Here is a 13,924-nt window from a genome sequence, read left to right as displayed (position 1 = left end):
TTTCAAGGACTGTTTATGAACCAGCGACCGGGCAATCAATTGTTCGATGCCTATTTCACTGCCCGCGATATGCGTGAGGTGTTCTGCGATCAGGGCCGGGTTCAGGCCATGCTCGATTTCGAATCGGCACTGGCCCGGGCCGAGGCGCGGGTCGGGTTGATTCCGCACGCGGCGGTGGCGTCCATCGACGCCGCGTGCCAGGCCGGGCAGTACGACTTTGCCGCCCTTGGCGAGGCGATTGCCACGGCGGGCAATTCGGCGATTCCGTTGGTGAAAGCCTTGGGCAAGCGGATTGCGGCCAGCGATGCCGACGCCGAGCGTTATGTGCACTTGGGTGCGACCAGCCAGGATGTGATGGACACCGGCCTGGTGCTGCAACTGCGTCGTGCGCTGGAACTGATCGAAGGCGATCTGGCGCAACTGGGCGAAACCCTGGCGACGCAAGCCGCGCGCTTTGTTGCCACACCGCTGGCCGGGCGCACCTGGTTGCAGCATGCGACGCCGGTCACCCTGGGCATGAAGATCGCTGGCTGGCTGGGTGCCGTCACCCGCAGCCGGCAACGCCTGCAAGCGCTCAGGCCACGTCTGCTGGTGCTGCAATTTGGCGGCGCGTCCGGCACCCTGGCGGCCCTGGGCGAGAAGGCCATGCCGGTTGCCCAGGCGCTGGCGGACGAGTTGCAGCTGAGCCTGCCGGAGCAGCCTTGGCACACCCAGCGCGACCGCCTGGTGGAATTCGCCTCGGTGCTGGGCTTGATCGCCGGCAGCCTCGGCAAACTGGGACGCGACATCAGCCTGCTGATGCAGACCGAAGCCGGCGAAGTGTTCGAACCTTCGGCACCGGGCAAGGGTGGTTCCTCGACCATGCCGCACAAACGCAACCCGGTGGGGGCGGCGGTGCTGATCGGCGCCGCAACGCGGGTGCCTGGCCTGCTCTCGACCCTGTTCAGCGCCATGCCGCAAGAGCACGAACGCAGCCTGGGCCTGTGGCACGCCGAGTGGGAAACCTTGCCGGAGATTTGCTGCCTGGTGTCCGGCAGTCTCAAGCAGGCGCTGTTGCTCGCGGCCGGTCTGGAAGTGGACGCCGAGCGCATGGCGCGCAACCTCGACCTGACCCGGGGCCTGGTCCTGGCCGAAGCGGTGAGCATCGTCCTCGCCCAGCGCGTCGGGCGCGACACCGCGCACCACCTGCTGGAGCAATGCTGCAAGCGCGCCGTGGCCGAACAACGACACCTGCGCGCCGTGCTCGGCGACGAGCCGCAAGTGACTGCCGAACTGTCGGCGGCTGAGCTCGATGACCTGCTGGACCCCGCCCACTACCTCGGTCAGGCCCAGGTCTGGGTCGAGCGTGCGGTGGCTGAACATTCCGCGTTGACTGCCTGAAGGAGATTGCTGTGGCTTTCGTACAACTCGCCGAGGGCGAACTGCATTACCAACTCGATGGGCCGGTGGAGGCGCCGGTGCTGGTGCTGTCCAACTCGCTGGGCACCAACCTGCACATGTGGGATGCGCAGATGGCTGACTTCACCCGGCACTTTCGCGTGCTGCGTTTCGACACCCGTGGCCACGGCCAGTCGCTGGTCACACCGGGGCCGTACAGCATCGAGCAACTGGGCGCCGATGTGTTGGCGCTGCTGGACGCGTTGAACATCGAACGGGTGCATTTCTGTGGTCTGTCGATGGGCGGCCTGATTGGCCAGTGGCTGGGGATCAACGCCGGACAGCGCCTGAACAAACTGGTGGTGTGCAACACCGCGGCGAAGATCGGCGATCCGTCGATCTGGAACCCCCGGATCGAAACCGTGCTGCGCGACGGCGCGGCCGCCATGGTTGCGCTGCGCGATGCATCGATTGCGCGCTGGTTCACCCCGGACTTTGCCCAGGCCAATCCGGCGGCGGCGAAGCAGATCACCGACATGCTCGCGGCCACGTCGCCGCAAGGTTATGCCGCCAATTGCGCGGCCGTGCGCGATGCCGATTTGCGTGAGCAATTGTCGTCGATCAAGGTGCCGCTGCTGGTCATCGCCGGCACTGAAGACGCCGTTACGCCGCCGTCCGGTGGGCACTTCATCGAGGAGCGCGTGCCGGGCGCCGAGTACGCCGAGTTTTATGCCGCGCACCTGTCCAATGTCCAGGCCGGGGCTGATTTCAGCGCGCGGGTGCTGGCCTTCCTGTTGGCCGATTAAGGGGATTGTTGTGGACGAGAAACAACGTTACGACGAGGGCATGAACGTGCGTCGCGCCGTGCTCGGCGATGCCCATGTCGACCGCAGCCTGACCACGCTGACCGAGTTCAACTCGGAGTTCCAGGAAATGATCACCCGCCACGCCTGGGGTGACATCTGGACCCGTCCGGGTTTGCCGCGCCATACCCGCAGCCTGATCACCATCGCCATGCTGATCGGCATGAACCGCGAGGGTGAACTCAAGCTGCACCTGCGCGCCGCCGCCAACAATGGCGTCAGCCGTGGCGAAATCAAGGAAGTGATCATGCAGAGCGCGATCTACTGCGGCATTCCGGCGGCCAATGCGACGTTTCACCTGGCCGAGTCGGTCTGGGATGAGTTGGGGGTCGAGTCGCGGGAGTAGATCCCGAGATTCGTGTGTTGCTACTGACGCCATCGCCGGCAAGCCGGTCTCGCTCCCACAGGTTGTTCGATGCGGACACAGGCTTTGTATTCACCGTAGATCCCCTGTGGGAGCGAGCCTGCTCGCGATAGCGGTTGCAAGGTTTACAGCAAGCTTATTGGGTAGCTGACAATCAAGCGGTTCTCATCGAACTCGTTGTTGCTGAAGTCACGGCGCAAGGTCGAGTTGCGCCATTTCACGTTCAGGTCTTTCAGCGCACCGCTCTGTACCGTGTAACCCAGTTCACTTTCGCGTCCCCATTCCTTGCCGTCGGTGACGGTGCCGGTGTGCACGTTATCGCCGCTGATGTAGCGATTCATCAGGGTCAGGCCGGGAATGCCCAGCGCCACGAAGTTGTAGTCGTGACGCACCTGCCAGGATTTCTCCCTGGCGTTGTCGTAGCTGGCGTTGTAGCTGTCGTTGGCCAGTGTGCCGCCGCTGGTGCCATTGACGCGCATCCAGGCGCTGTCGCCGGTGAGCTTTTGCAGGCCGACGTAGAAGGTGTGGCCGCCGTACTTGGCCGAGAGCAGGGCCGACCAGGTCTTGTTGTCCAGGTCACCGGCCCGGGCGCTGCCGTCTTCCTTGCCGTAGAAATAGCCGAGGTTGGCGCCCAGGGTCCAGTCGCCGACGGGCTGGCTGTGGGTCAGGTTGAGGTATTGCTGGCTGTAGATGTCCTTGAGTTGGGCATTCCACAACGCAACCTGCGTGCGTTTTTCGTTGAACAGGTATTCACCGCCCTGGAAGTTGAAGCGGTCCGAGGTAAACGCGGCTTTGCCGGTCATCGACAGGTCGCTCATGCTGCTGTCGTCACGCGGGCTGTTCTGCCGGAACTGACCACCGTAGAGCGTCAGGCCGGCAATTTCCTTCGAAGTGACCTGGCCGCCGCGAAAAGTCTGCGGCAACGAGCGGCCATCGTCCGAACGCAGGATCGGCAGCACCGGCATCCATTCGCCGACCTTCACTTCGGTCTGCGACAACCTGGCTTTGAACGCCACGTTGGTGCGACCGAAGTTGTCCGCCGGACGGCCATCGTGGTCCAGCGGCAGCAGTTGCGTGCCCCCGGTGCCTTTGCCGCCATCGAGCTTCACCGAGTACAGGCCCAGCACGTCCATGCCGAACCCGACCGTGCCCTGGGTAAACCCGGACCGGGCGTCGAGGATGAAGCTTTGCGTCCACTCTTCGGCCTTGCCCTGGGTTTTGCTGGGGTTGGTGAAGTTGCGGTTGATGTAGAAGTTGCGCAGGTTCAGGTTGACCCTGGCGCCTTCGACAAAACCCGATTCTTCGGCTGATGCGGGGAGGGTGGTGCTGGCGACGGCGAGGGCGATCAAGTAGTGGGGACGGATTGCGAGTGTCATGGATTCGAGCCTGTTGTTATTGGTTTTGTGGGCCCGATGGTGCTGTGAATGTACTGGATGGTTCAATCTGCGGAAGTGGGTTTTGGGCGATTATCGAACTGATATTGATCAGGGTTTTTGTGATGTATTGACTGGCCTCATCGCGAGCAAGCCCGCTCCCACATTCGACCGCATTCCTCCTGAAGGAACCGGGTCACTGTGGGAGCGGGTTTGCTCCGGGCGGCGTTCCGACGATGACGCCGGCACTGCCAGTAGAGATTCCCCGCTGAAAACAAAAAGCCCACCAAACGGTGGGCTTCTTGTGTCGCGCCAAAAATCAGAACAACCGCATCTTCGGTGCTTCTTCCTTCAGCGGTTCGACCTTTGCCGTCTGCTCGTTCCAGCCGCCGCCCAGTGCCTTGTACAGGTTCACGGCACTGGTCAGCTGTGCCAGGCGGTCGGTGATCAGTGCCTGTTGGGCGCTGAACAGCTGACGCTGGGCATCAAGGAAGGTCAGGTTGCTGTCGACCCCAATGCGATAACGACGCTCGGCCAGGCGGTAGTAGTCCTGGTTGGCACTGACGAAATCACGTTGCGCCTGCAACTGCTCGGTGTAGGTCTGGCGCGCGGCCAGGCCGTCGGCGACTTCCTGGAAGGCCGTTTGAATGGACTTCTCGTAGTTCGCCACGCCGATGTCCTTCTGGATTTTCGAGTAATCCAGGCTGGCGCGCAGGCTGCCGGCGTTGAAGATCGGCAGGTTGATCTGCGGCTGGAACAGCCAGGTGCCCGAACCGCCCTTGAACAGGCCCGACAGGTCGGGGCTGAGGGTCCCGGCGTTGGCGGTCAGGCTGATGCTGGGGAAGAACGCCGCACGTGCCGCGCCAATGTTGGCGTTGGCCGCTTTCAGGTTGTATTCGGCCTGCAGGATGTCCGGACGGCGTTGCAGCAGGTCCGACGGCAAGCCGGGCGGAACATCGCTCAGCAGATCGTCGGACAGCGGCTTGGCGGCTTGCAGATTGGCCGGGATGCCGGTGCCGAGCAGCAGCACCAGGCTGTTTTCATCCTGGGCGACCTGGCGGGTGTAACGGGCCAGTTGCGCACGGGCGTTTTCCACCGAGGTCCGCGACTGCGCCAGGTCCAGCGCCGAGGCAACCCCCACTTCGTTGCTGCGTGAGGTGAGCTTGTAGCTCTCCTCGAAGGCACCGAGGGTGTCCTGGGTCAGCTTGAGCAGTTCCTTGTCGGCCTGCCAGGTCAGGTAGGCATTGGCCACGCTGGCCACCAGGCTGATCTGCGTGCTGCGACGGCCTTCTTCGGTGGCGAAGTATCTTTGCAGCGCTTCTTCGCTCAGGCTGCGAACCCGACCGAACAGGTCGAGTTCATAGGCACTGATGCCGACGGTGGCGGAGTAGGAACTGGTGATCCCGGCCTGGCCGGTCTGCGAGGCATCCGCCGGAACCCGCTGGCGGCTGCCGGTACCGTTGGCCGAAATGGCCGGGTACAGGTCGGCACGCTGGATGCGGTACTGCGCGGCGAACGCATCGATGTTCAGCGCCGCGACACGCAGGTCACGGTTGTTCTCCAGGGCGACCTGGATCATCTGCTGCAGGGCCGGGTCATGGAAAAACTGCTTCCAGCCTTGCTCTGCGGCCGCCTGGGCAGGTGCCTGGGCCGGCGAATACGCCGGACCCTGCGGGTACTGGGCTGCCACCGGCGCTTGCGGCTGCTGGTAGTCAGGGATCAGCGAGCAGCCGCTCAGCACGAAGGCGGCGACTGCGATGGAGAGTAGCGACTTGCTCATTGGCCAGCCTCTTTGGAAGGTTCATGTGCATCGTCCTGGTCGGCAATCTTGCGCTGGCCCATGGACGATACGGCGACGAAGAACAACGGGACCCAGAAGATCGCCAGTACGGTGGCGGTGATCATACCGCCAATTACCACGGTACCGATCGCATGTTGACTACCTGAACCTGCACCGGTGGAAATCGCCAGCGGTACAACGCCGAGGATAAACGCCAGCGAGGTCATGATGATCGGGCGCAGACGCATGCGGCAGGCTTCGATCGCGGCTTCGCTCAGGCTGCGCCCTTGCTCATGCAGTTCCTTGGCGAACTCGACGATCAGGATGGCGTTTTTCGCCGCCAGACCGATGGTCGTCAACAGGCCCACCAGGAAGTACACGTCGTTGGACAGGCCGCGCAGGCTGGTGGCCAGCAGGGCGCCGATGATCCCCAACGGTACCACCAGCACCACCGCGATCGGAATCGACCAGCTTTCGTACAGCGCCGCCAGGCACAGGAACACCATCAGCAACGACAGGGCGAACAGCGCCGGTGCCTGCGAACCTGCCAGGCGTTCTTCATAGGACAGGCCGGTCCAGGAAATACCGACGCCGGCCGGCAGTTTCTTGGCGAGGGCCTCGACTTCGGCCATGGCTTCACCCGTGGAGTAACCCGGTGCCGGGGCGCCGAGGATTTCCACCGCTTCCACACCGTTGTAGCGCGACAGCTTCGGCGAACCGTAGATCCACTCACCCTTGGCGAACGCCGAGAACGGCACCATGGTCCCCGCGCTGTTGCGCACGTACCATTTTTGCAGGTCTTCGGGGCTCATCCGCGAGTCCGGCTGGCCTTGCACGTACACCTTCTTCACCCGACCACGGTCGATGAAGTCGTTGACGTAGCTACTGCCCAGCGCAATCGACAGGGTGTTGTTGATGTCGGCGATGGTAATGCCCAGGGCACTGGCCTTCTCGTCATCGATTTCCAGCTGGTATTGCGGTTCGTCGTTCAGACCGTTCGGACGCACCTGCGCCAGCACCTTGCTTTGCGCGGCCATGCCGAGGAACTGGTTGCGCGCCTCCATCAGCTTCTCGTGGCCCAGGCCGGCGCGATCCTGCAGGAACACGTCGAAACCGGTGGCGTTACCCAGCTCCAGTACGGCTGGCGGAGCAAAGGCGAACACCATGGCGTCACGGAAGGTGAAGAAGTGCTGTTGGGCACGGGCCGCGACCTTGAACACGCTGTTATCGGCGTTACGCTCGTCCCACGGCTTCATCATGATGAACGCCATGCCCGAGCTCTGACCACGGCCGGCGAAGTTGAAGCCGGTCACGGTAAACACCGAGTTCACCGCATCGCCTTCACCGCCGTCCTTGGCCGGACGCAGCAGGTATTCACGCATCTGGTCCACGACCACTTGCGTGCGTTGGGACGTGGAGCCGGCCGGTGTCTGTACCTGGGCAAACAGTACGCCCTGGTCTTCCTCGGGGAGGAACGAGGACGGAATGCGCAGGAACAGCCAGATCATGCCGATGAAAATGATCAGGTAGGCGAGCAGGTACGGCGCCTTGTGACGCAGGATATTGCCCACGCCACGCTCGTAGCTTTGCACGCTGCGATCGAAATTACGGTTGAACCAGCCAAAGAAGCCGCGTTTTGGCGTGCCATGCTCGCCTTTGGGAATCGGCTTGAGCATGGTGGCACACAGGGCCGGGGTGAAGATCAGCGCCACCAGGACCGACAGGGCCATGGCCGAGACGATGGTGATGGAGAACTGCTTGTAAATCACACCGGTGGAACCACCGAAGAACGCCATGGGCAGCAACACCGCCGACAGCACCAGGGCAATACCGACCAGGGCGCCCTGGATCTGGCCCATGGATTTCTTCGTCGCTTCCTTGGGTGACAGGCCTTCCTCGCTCATCACCCGTTCGACGTTTTCCACCACGACGATGGCGTCGTCCACCAGCAAGCCGATGGCCAGCACCATGCCGAACATGGTCAGGGTGTTGATGCTGAAACCGGCTGCCGCGAGGATCCCGAATGTACCCAGCAGTACCACGGGCACGGTCATCGTGGTGATGACGGTGGCGCGGAAGTTCTGCAGGAACAGGAACATCACCAGGAACACCAGCACGACCGCTTCGACCAGGGTTTCAACCACGCCCTTGATCGATTCGGTCACCACCGGGGTGGTGTCGTACGGGAATACCACTTCCATCCCTTGCGGGAAGAACGGCTTCAGGTTGTTGATGGTGGTGCGCAGGGCTTTCGCCGTGTCCAGGGCGTTGGCGCCGTTGGCCAGCTTGACCGCGAGACCGGAGGCCGGCGCGCCGTTGAACTGGGCGTTGATGCTGTAGTTCTCGCCGCCCAGGCCGACGTCAGCGACGTCCTTGAGGCGGACCTGGGAACCGTCCTTGTTGACCTTGAGCAGGATCTTGTCGAACTGCTCGGCGGTCTGCAGGCGGGTCTTGCCGATGATCGTCGCGTTCAACTGGGTGCCGGGCAGGGCAGGCAAGCCGCCGAGCTGGCCGGACGACACCTGGACGTTCTGCGCCGCGATGGCGGTCTTGACGTCGATCGGGGTCAGGTTGAATTTGTTCAACTTGGCCGGATCGAGCCAGATGCGCATGGCGTACTGGGAACCGAACACCTGGAAGTCACCGACACCGGCAGTCCGCGAAATCGGGTCCTGCATGTTGGACACGATGTAGTTGGACAGGTCGTCCTTGGTCATGCTGCCGTCGCGCGATACCACGCCGATCACCAGCAGGAAGTTCTTCACCGCCTTGGTCACGCGGATACCCTGTTGCTGCACTTCTTGCGGCAGCAGCGGGGTGGCCAGGTTCAGCTTGTTCTGCACCTGGACCTGGGCGGTATCGGAGTTGGTGCCTTGCTCGAAGGTCGCGGTGATGGTCATGGTGCCGTCGGAGTTACTTTCCGAGGACACATAACGCAGGTTGTCGATCCCGTTGAGCTGCTGCTCGATGACCTGCACCACGGTGTCCTGCACGGTTTGTGCAGAGGCACCCGGGTAGGTCACCGAGATGGCGATGGCCGGAGGGGCGATGCTCGGGTACTGGTTGATCGGCAACTTGAGGATCGACAGAGCGCCGACCAGCATGATCACCAGGGCAATCACCCAGGCGAAAATCGGTCGTTCGATAAAGAATTTCGACATGGTTTACTCCCCTTTGCCGCTGGAAGCCTTGTCAGCTGCCTGTGCGGGGGCCGGGTTCTTCGCGCCGACGTTGGTTGCCTCGGTGGCCTTGACTTCAACGCCAGGCTTGACGAATTGCAGGCCTTCGGTGATCAGGCGGTCGCCGGCTTTCAGACCGTCTTCGATCAGCCACTGGCTGCCGACGGTGCGGCTGGCCTTGAGCTGACGCAGCTCGACCTTGTTGTCGGGACCGACGACCAGGGCGGTCGGGGTGCCCTTGAGGTCACGGGTCACGCCCTGCTGCGGGGCCAGGATGGCCGCGCTGTTCACGCCGGCCTGCAACTGGGCGTGCACGAACATGCCAGGGAGCAGGGTGTGGTCCGGGTTCGGGAACACGGCACGCAATGTCACGGAGCCGGTGGTCTGATCCACCGAGACTTCGGAGAATTCGAGCTTGCCGTCCAGCTTGTACTGGCTGCCGTCCTCGAGGGTCAGCTTGACCGCCGCCGCGTTGTCGCCGGATTTCTGCAGGCGACCGCTTTCCAGTTCGCGGCGCAGTTGCAGCAGTTCAACCGAGGACTGGGTGACGTCGACGTAGATCGGGTCCAGTTGCTGGATCACCGCCATCGCGTCGGCCTGGCCGCTGGTGACCAGGGCGCCTTCCGTCACGCTGGAGCGGCCGATGCGACCGGTCAGTGGCGCGTAGACCTTGGTGTAGCGCACATTGATCTGAGCGCTTTGCAGGGCGGCTTCCGATTGCAGGCGGTTGGCCTGGGCGGTGTCGTATTCCTGGCGGCTGACCGCCTGCTCGTTGACCAATTGCTTGTAGCGATCGGAGATCGATTTGGTCTGTTGCAGGTTGGCTTCGGCGCTTTTCAGCGTGGCTTCATACACCGCTGGATCGATCTGATACAGCTGCTGGCCGGCCTTGACGTCGGCGCCTTCCTTGAACAGACGCTTGAGAATGATGCCGTTGACCTGAGGACGCACTTCGGCAATGCGATAGGCGCTGGTGCGCCCCGGCAGCTCCGAGGTCAGGGTGAAGGCCTGGGGTTGCAGGGTGACGACGCCGACCTGAGGCGGTGGAGCGGCGGGTGCCGCCTCTTCCTTTTTACATCCGCTGAGCAGCGATGCAAGGGCGACGGCGGCGACCAGAGCGGTAACAGCTGGCTTGAATTGCATGAAAATCCTCGGGTCAGGCGCGCCAATGGCGCACAGGAAATGTGAAAGGGTAAAAAAAGAGTGCCGGGTGGATAAGTAGCTTGCTAAGGAATATACTTACGTTCATGGTTGTTTGTAAATACCTTGGCTGCGTACCCACACCGTTACAAAAGCCGTTTCAAAGGTTCGAATTGTAGGCCGGGGACGACACCCGAGAGCGTCCGCCCCACTTTTATTCAGCGCCTGTTCAGACATCGCTGAAGCACCCTGATTGAGGTTGTACTGCCATGGTCCGTCGTACCAAAGAGGAAGCCCAGGAAACCCGTAGCCAGATACTCGAAGCGGCCGAGAAAGCCTTTTACGAACGGGGCGTGGCGCGCACCACGCTGGCCGACATCGCGACCTTGGCCGGCGTGACGCGCGGCGCCATCTACTGGCATTTCAGCAACAAGGCGGACCTGGTGCAGGCCATGCTCGATACGCTGCACGAGCCGCTCGACGAAATGGCCAAGGCCAGTGAGAGCGAAGAGGAGCCCGACCCGTTGGGCTGCATGCGCAAATTGCTGATTCATTTGTTTCATCAAGTTGCACTGGACCCGAAAACCCGCCGCATCAATGAGATTTTGTTTCATAAGTGCGAATTCACCGACGAAATGTGCGATCTGCGCCAGCAACGCCTGGAGGCGAGCCTCGATTGCAATGTGCGCATCGGCCTGGCCTTGCGTAACGCGGTGAATCGCGGGCAGTTGCCGGAAAATCTCGACACGGCCCGGGCGGCGATCAGCCTGCATGCCTACATCGACGGCATCCTGTACCAGTGGCTCCTGGCCCCCGACAGTTTTCAATTGCACGCCGAGGCCGAGCGCTGGGTCGATACCGGGCTGGACATGCTGCGCCTGAGCCCCAGTCTGCGCAAATGAAACACGTTTCGTGATGGGGTGCTTTTATATACGGCTGAACGCCAAGTTGACAGGCAGTGAGCGACGTATTTTGTAGGGTTTTTGTGTTGGTCCCGGTAGGCGTCAGCTTGCTCGCGATCATCCCGGGCGCGCAGGACCCTCGCGAGCAATCGAGGCCCGGCCGGCTGCTCCAGCATGATGTGCCCGATAACAAAAAGCCCCGGTGCTATCGAACCGGGGCTTTTTGCGTTTCAGGCAGGCAGGGTTACAGCGTTGGATAGTCGATGTAGCCCACCGGCCCCTTGCCGTAGAACAGTTCCGGGCGCGGCTCGTTCAGCGGTGCATCGGCTTTCAGGCGCGCCGGCAGGTCAGGGTTGGCGATGAACGGGATGCCGAAGGCCACGGCATCAGCCTTGCCGCTGGCGAGCCAGGCGTTGGCGCTGTCCTTGGTGAAACGCTCGTTGGCGATGTAAGGGCCGCCGAACGCTTCCTTCAGGGTTGGGCCAAGGCTGTCGGCGCCTTCTTTCTCGCGAGAGCAGATGAACGCAATGCCGCGTTTGCCCAGTTCCCGGGCAACGTAGGTGAAGGTTTCGGCCAGGTTGTCGTCGCCCATGTCGTGGGCGTCGGCGCGCGGTGCCAGGTGTACGCCAACACGGCCGGCGCCCCAGACTTCGATCGCAGCGTCGGTCACTTCCAGCAACAGGCGGGCGCGGTTTTCCAGGGAGCCGCCGTACTGGTCGGTGCGCTGGTTGGTGCTGCTTTGCAGGAACTGGTCGAGCAGGTAGCCGTTGGCACCGTGGATTTCCACGCCGTCGAAGCCCGCGGCCTTGGCGTTTTCGGCACCGGTGCGATAAGCCTCGATGATGTCGGCGATTTCATCGGTTTCCAGGGCGCGTGGGGTCGGGTAGTCGGCCAGCGGACGCACCAGGCTGACGTGACCTTTGGGCTGGATAGCGCTCGGTGCGACCGGAGCTTCGCCGTTCAGGTACGACGGGTGGGACACCCGGCCGACGTGCCACAGTTGCAGGAAAATCTTGCCGCCTGCGCCGTGGATCGCCTTGGTCACGTTGGTCCAGCCACGGACCTGGTCGTTGGACCAGATCCCCGGGGTATCCGGGTAGCCGACGCCCATCGGCGTCACGGAAGTCGCTTCGCTGAGGATCAGGCCGGCCGAGGCGCGCTGCACGTAGTATTCGGCCATCAGTGCGTTGGGCACGCGACCTTCGTCGGCACGGCAGCGGGTCAGTGGCGCCATGATGATGCGGTTGGCCAACTCGACGTCGCCCAGTTTGATCGGATCGAAAATAGTGGTCATTTCAATATCCTCAAGAAAATATCAGTGGGTAGCAGGAGCCAGCTCGGGGTTACCGTTCTGGCGGAAAGTGATCAGGGTGACGAGCAGGGCGAGCACTGCCAGTGCCGCTGCGGCGAGGGGCACGCTGGTCAGGCCGAAGCCGTGGGCGATGACGCTGCCGCCGACCCAGGCGCCCAGGGCATTGCCGACGTTGAAGGCGCCGATGTTCAGGGTCGAGACCAGGTTCGGGGCGGCTTTGCCGTAGGTCACCACGTTGACTTGCAGGGCGGGCACGGCGGCGAAACACGCGGTGGCCCAGAGGAACAGGGTGATCTCGGTCGGGATCAGCGCGACGCTGGTCCAGGTCAGCACGGTGGACACCACGGCCATGGCAATGAACACGCCGATCAGCGTGGCCGCCAGGCCCTTGTCCGCCAGCTTGCCGCCGATGATGTTGCCGACGGTCAGGCCCAGGCCGATGAGCATCAGGGTCCAGGTCACGCCGCGTGGCGAGACACCGGTGACTTCGCCCAGCAGCGGTGCGACGTAGGTGAACAGGGTGAAGACCGACGCGGCGAACAGTGCGGTCATGCTCAGCGACAGCCAGATGCCGGCGCCTTTGAGGGCTCGCAGTTCGGAGCGCATGTCGAGTTTTTCTTCATCGCGCTTGGCCGGCAGGAAGCGGATCAGGCCGATCAGTGCCACCACGCCGATCACGGTCACCGCCCAGAAGGTCGAGCGCCAGCCGGCTTGCTGACCGAGCGCGGTGCCCAGTGGCACGCCAAGGACGTTGGCCAGGGTCAGGCCGGTGAACATCAGCGCCACCGCCGACGCACGCTTGTTGGCGGGCACCAGGTTGGCCGCCACCACCGAACCGATACCAAAGAAGGCGCCGTGACACAGGGCGGTGATCACCCGGGCAAACATCAGCACGTTGTAGTCGCTGGCCAGGGCACACAACAGGTTGCCAATGATGAAAATGCCCATCAACGCTACCAGTGCGGCCTTGCGCGGCAGCTTCGCGGTGGCCAGGGCCATGAACGGTGCACCGATGGCCACACCCAGTGCGTAGCCGGTCACCAGCCAGCCGGCACCGGGGATCGACACACCGAGGTCGGCCGCCACATCGGGCAACAGGCCCATGATGACGAATTCAGTGGTGCCGATGGCGAAGGCGCTCAGGGCCAGAATGAGTAGCGAGAGGGGCATGTTTAATTCCTTGCCGGAGCGCTGAGCTCCTTGACGATGGCGTCGAGGAACGCCTGAATCACGTCCTCGTTGCGTTTGAAAAAGTGCCATTGACCGGCTTTCTGGCTGCTGATCAGACCCGCACGTTGCAACGTCGCCAAATGGGCCGATACGGTCGACTGCGACAGGCCGCAGCGTTGATCGATCTGCCCGGCACAAATGCCGTGCTCGTGGTTGTGGATCTGTTCCGGGAACTGGACCTTGGGGTCTTTCAGCCAGGTGAGGATGTCTCGGCGTACTGGGTGTGCCAGGGCTTTTATTATTTCGTCGAGGTCGATGGTCATGGTATTTGGGCTCGTGATGAGTAAAACGCTATATCGCGATGAGGCGAACTTTAAATCGGTACTTCGCGATATACCAATATGATTTTGCTCTGACAACCGCATAAATCGGTATATCGGGTTATAACGATACGAGTGCGGCAG

The 13,924-nt window shown here is 62.6% G+C and carries 11 protein-coding genes; 4 read left to right on the top strand and 7 right to left on the bottom strand.

Annotated features, from left to right (window positions below):
- Window positions 1-15 precede the first annotated feature (15 nt).
- Genes ACM6IM_RS14255 through pcaC form a run of 3 tightly spaced genes read left to right on the top strand, consistent with a single transcriptional unit; the run spans window position 16 to window position 2,586 of the window.
- Window positions 16-1,380, top strand: a complete 1,365-nt coding sequence (locus ACM6IM_RS14255) for a 3-carboxy-cis,cis-muconate cycloisomerase (protein WP_414865449.1) — start codon at window positions 16-18, stop codon at window positions 1,378-1,380.
- A gap of 11 nt (window positions 1,381-1,391) precedes the next feature.
- The gene (pcaD, locus tag ACM6IM_RS14250) at window positions 1,392-2,183 is read left to right on the top strand and encodes a 3-oxoadipate enol-lactonase (protein ID WP_192302396.1); all 792 of its coding nucleotides are present in this window, start codon (window positions 1,392-1,394) and stop codon (window positions 2,181-2,183) included.
- Between the two features lie 10 nt (window positions 2,184-2,193).
- A complete protein-coding gene (gene pcaC / locus ACM6IM_RS14245) occupies window positions 2,194-2,586 on the top strand; it encodes a 4-carboxymuconolactone decarboxylase (RefSeq protein ID WP_034146727.1) in 393 nt (130 codons plus the stop codon).
- A gap of 143 nt (window positions 2,587-2,729) precedes the next feature.
- On the opposite strand, the gene ACM6IM_RS14240 is transcribed toward pcaC, so the two are convergent.
- From ACM6IM_RS14240 to emhA, 4 genes are all read right to left on the bottom strand, one after another.
- A complete protein-coding gene (locus ACM6IM_RS14240) occupies window positions 2,730-3,980 on the bottom strand; it encodes an OprD family porin (RefSeq protein ID WP_414865448.1) in 1,251 nt (416 codons plus the stop codon).
- Between the two features lie 316 nt (window positions 3,981-4,296).
- The gene (emhC, locus tag ACM6IM_RS14235; RefSeq protein ID WP_414865447.1) at window positions 4,297-5,757 is read right to left on the bottom strand and encodes an efflux RND transporter outer membrane subunit EmhC; all 1,461 of its coding nucleotides are present in this window, start codon (window positions 5,755-5,757) and stop codon (window positions 4,297-4,299) included.
- Window positions 5,754-8,918 carry an efflux RND transporter permease subunit EmhB gene (emhB, locus tag ACM6IM_RS14230; RefSeq protein WP_192302392.1) on the bottom strand — a complete coding sequence of 1,055 codons (3,165 nt, stop codon included), beginning with the start codon at window positions 8,916-8,918 and terminating at the stop codon, window positions 5,754-5,756. Before emhB ends, emhC begins: the two co-directional genes overlap by 4 nt.
- Window positions 8,919-8,921: 3 nt before the next feature.
- Window positions 8,922-10,079, bottom strand: coding sequence for an efflux RND transporter periplasmic adaptor subunit EmhA (gene emhA, locus ACM6IM_RS14225; RefSeq protein WP_192302391.1), 1,158 nt, complete (start codon window positions 10,077-10,079; stop codon window positions 8,922-8,924).
- A gap of 266 nt (window positions 10,080-10,345) precedes the next feature.
- Here emhA and emhR point away from each other — a divergent pair, with 266 nt between their 5' ends.
- Window positions 10,346-10,978 (top strand): efflux system transcriptional repressor EmhR, encoded by a 633-nt coding sequence (gene emhR / locus ACM6IM_RS14220; RefSeq protein WP_414865446.1) that lies wholly within the window; start codon window positions 10,346-10,348, stop codon window positions 10,976-10,978.
- Window positions 10,979-11,222: 244 nt separating this feature from the next.
- Here the strand turns inward: emhR and ACM6IM_RS14215 are convergent, their stop codons facing one another.
- Genes ACM6IM_RS14215 through ACM6IM_RS14205 form a run of 3 tightly spaced genes read right to left on the bottom strand, consistent with a single transcriptional unit; the run spans window position 11,223 to window position 13,783 of the window.
- Window positions 11,223-12,272 (bottom strand): alkene reductase, encoded by a 1,050-nt coding sequence (locus ACM6IM_RS14215; RefSeq protein WP_414865445.1) that lies wholly within the window; start codon window positions 12,270-12,272, stop codon window positions 11,223-11,225.
- Window positions 12,273-12,293: 21 nt separating this feature from the next.
- On the bottom strand, window positions 12,294-13,460 hold the full coding sequence (locus tag ACM6IM_RS14210) for an MFS transporter (RefSeq protein ID WP_192302388.1): 1,167 nt from the start codon (window positions 13,458-13,460) through the stop codon (window positions 12,294-12,296).
- A gap of 2 nt (window positions 13,461-13,462) precedes the next feature.
- Window positions 13,463-13,783 (bottom strand): ArsR/SmtB family transcription factor, encoded by a 321-nt coding sequence (locus ACM6IM_RS14205; RefSeq protein WP_414865444.1) that lies wholly within the window; start codon window positions 13,781-13,783, stop codon window positions 13,463-13,465.
- Window positions 13,784-13,924 lie beyond the last annotated feature (141 nt).

It is taken from the genome of Pseudomonas sp. IT-P12 (assembly GCF_949767465.1).
GTDB lineage: Bacteria > Pseudomonadota > Gammaproteobacteria > Pseudomonadales > Pseudomonadaceae > Aquipseudomonas.
The sequence above is the reverse complement of the archived record's forward strand: the minus strand, read 5'-3'. Positions and strand labels throughout refer to the sequence as shown.

Coding starts and splice junctions, on each gene's coding strand:
- ACM6IM_RS14255 (WP_414865449.1), top strand. CDS start 16: ATGAACCAGCGACCGGGCAATCAATTGTTCGATGCCTATTTCACTGCC.
- ACM6IM_RS14240 (WP_414865448.1), bottom strand. CDS start 3,980: ATGACACTCGCAATCCGTCCCCACTACTTGATCGCCCTCGCCGTCGCC.
- emhC (WP_414865447.1), bottom strand. CDS start 5,757: ATGAGCAAGTCGCTACTCTCCATCGCAGTCGCCGCCTTCGTGCTGAGC.
- emhB (WP_192302392.1), bottom strand. CDS start 8,918: ATGTCGAAATTCTTTATCGAACGACCGATTTTCGCCTGGGTGATTGCC.
- emhA (WP_192302391.1), bottom strand. CDS start 10,079: ATGCAATTCAAGCCAGCTGTTACCGCTCTGGTCGCCGCCGTCGCCCTT.
- emhR (WP_414865446.1), top strand. CDS start 10,346: ATGGTCCGTCGTACCAAAGAGGAAGCCCAGGAAACCCGTAGCCAGATA.
- ACM6IM_RS14215 (WP_414865445.1), bottom strand. CDS start 12,272: ATGACCACTATTTTCGATCCGATCAAACTGGGCGACGTCGAGTTGGCC.
- ACM6IM_RS14210 (WP_192302388.1), bottom strand. CDS start 13,460: ATGCCCCTCTCGCTACTCATTCTGGCCCTGAGCGCCTTCGCCATCGGC.
- ACM6IM_RS14205 (WP_414865444.1), bottom strand. CDS start 13,783: ATGACCATCGACCTCGACGAAATAATAAAAGCCCTGGCACACCCAGTA.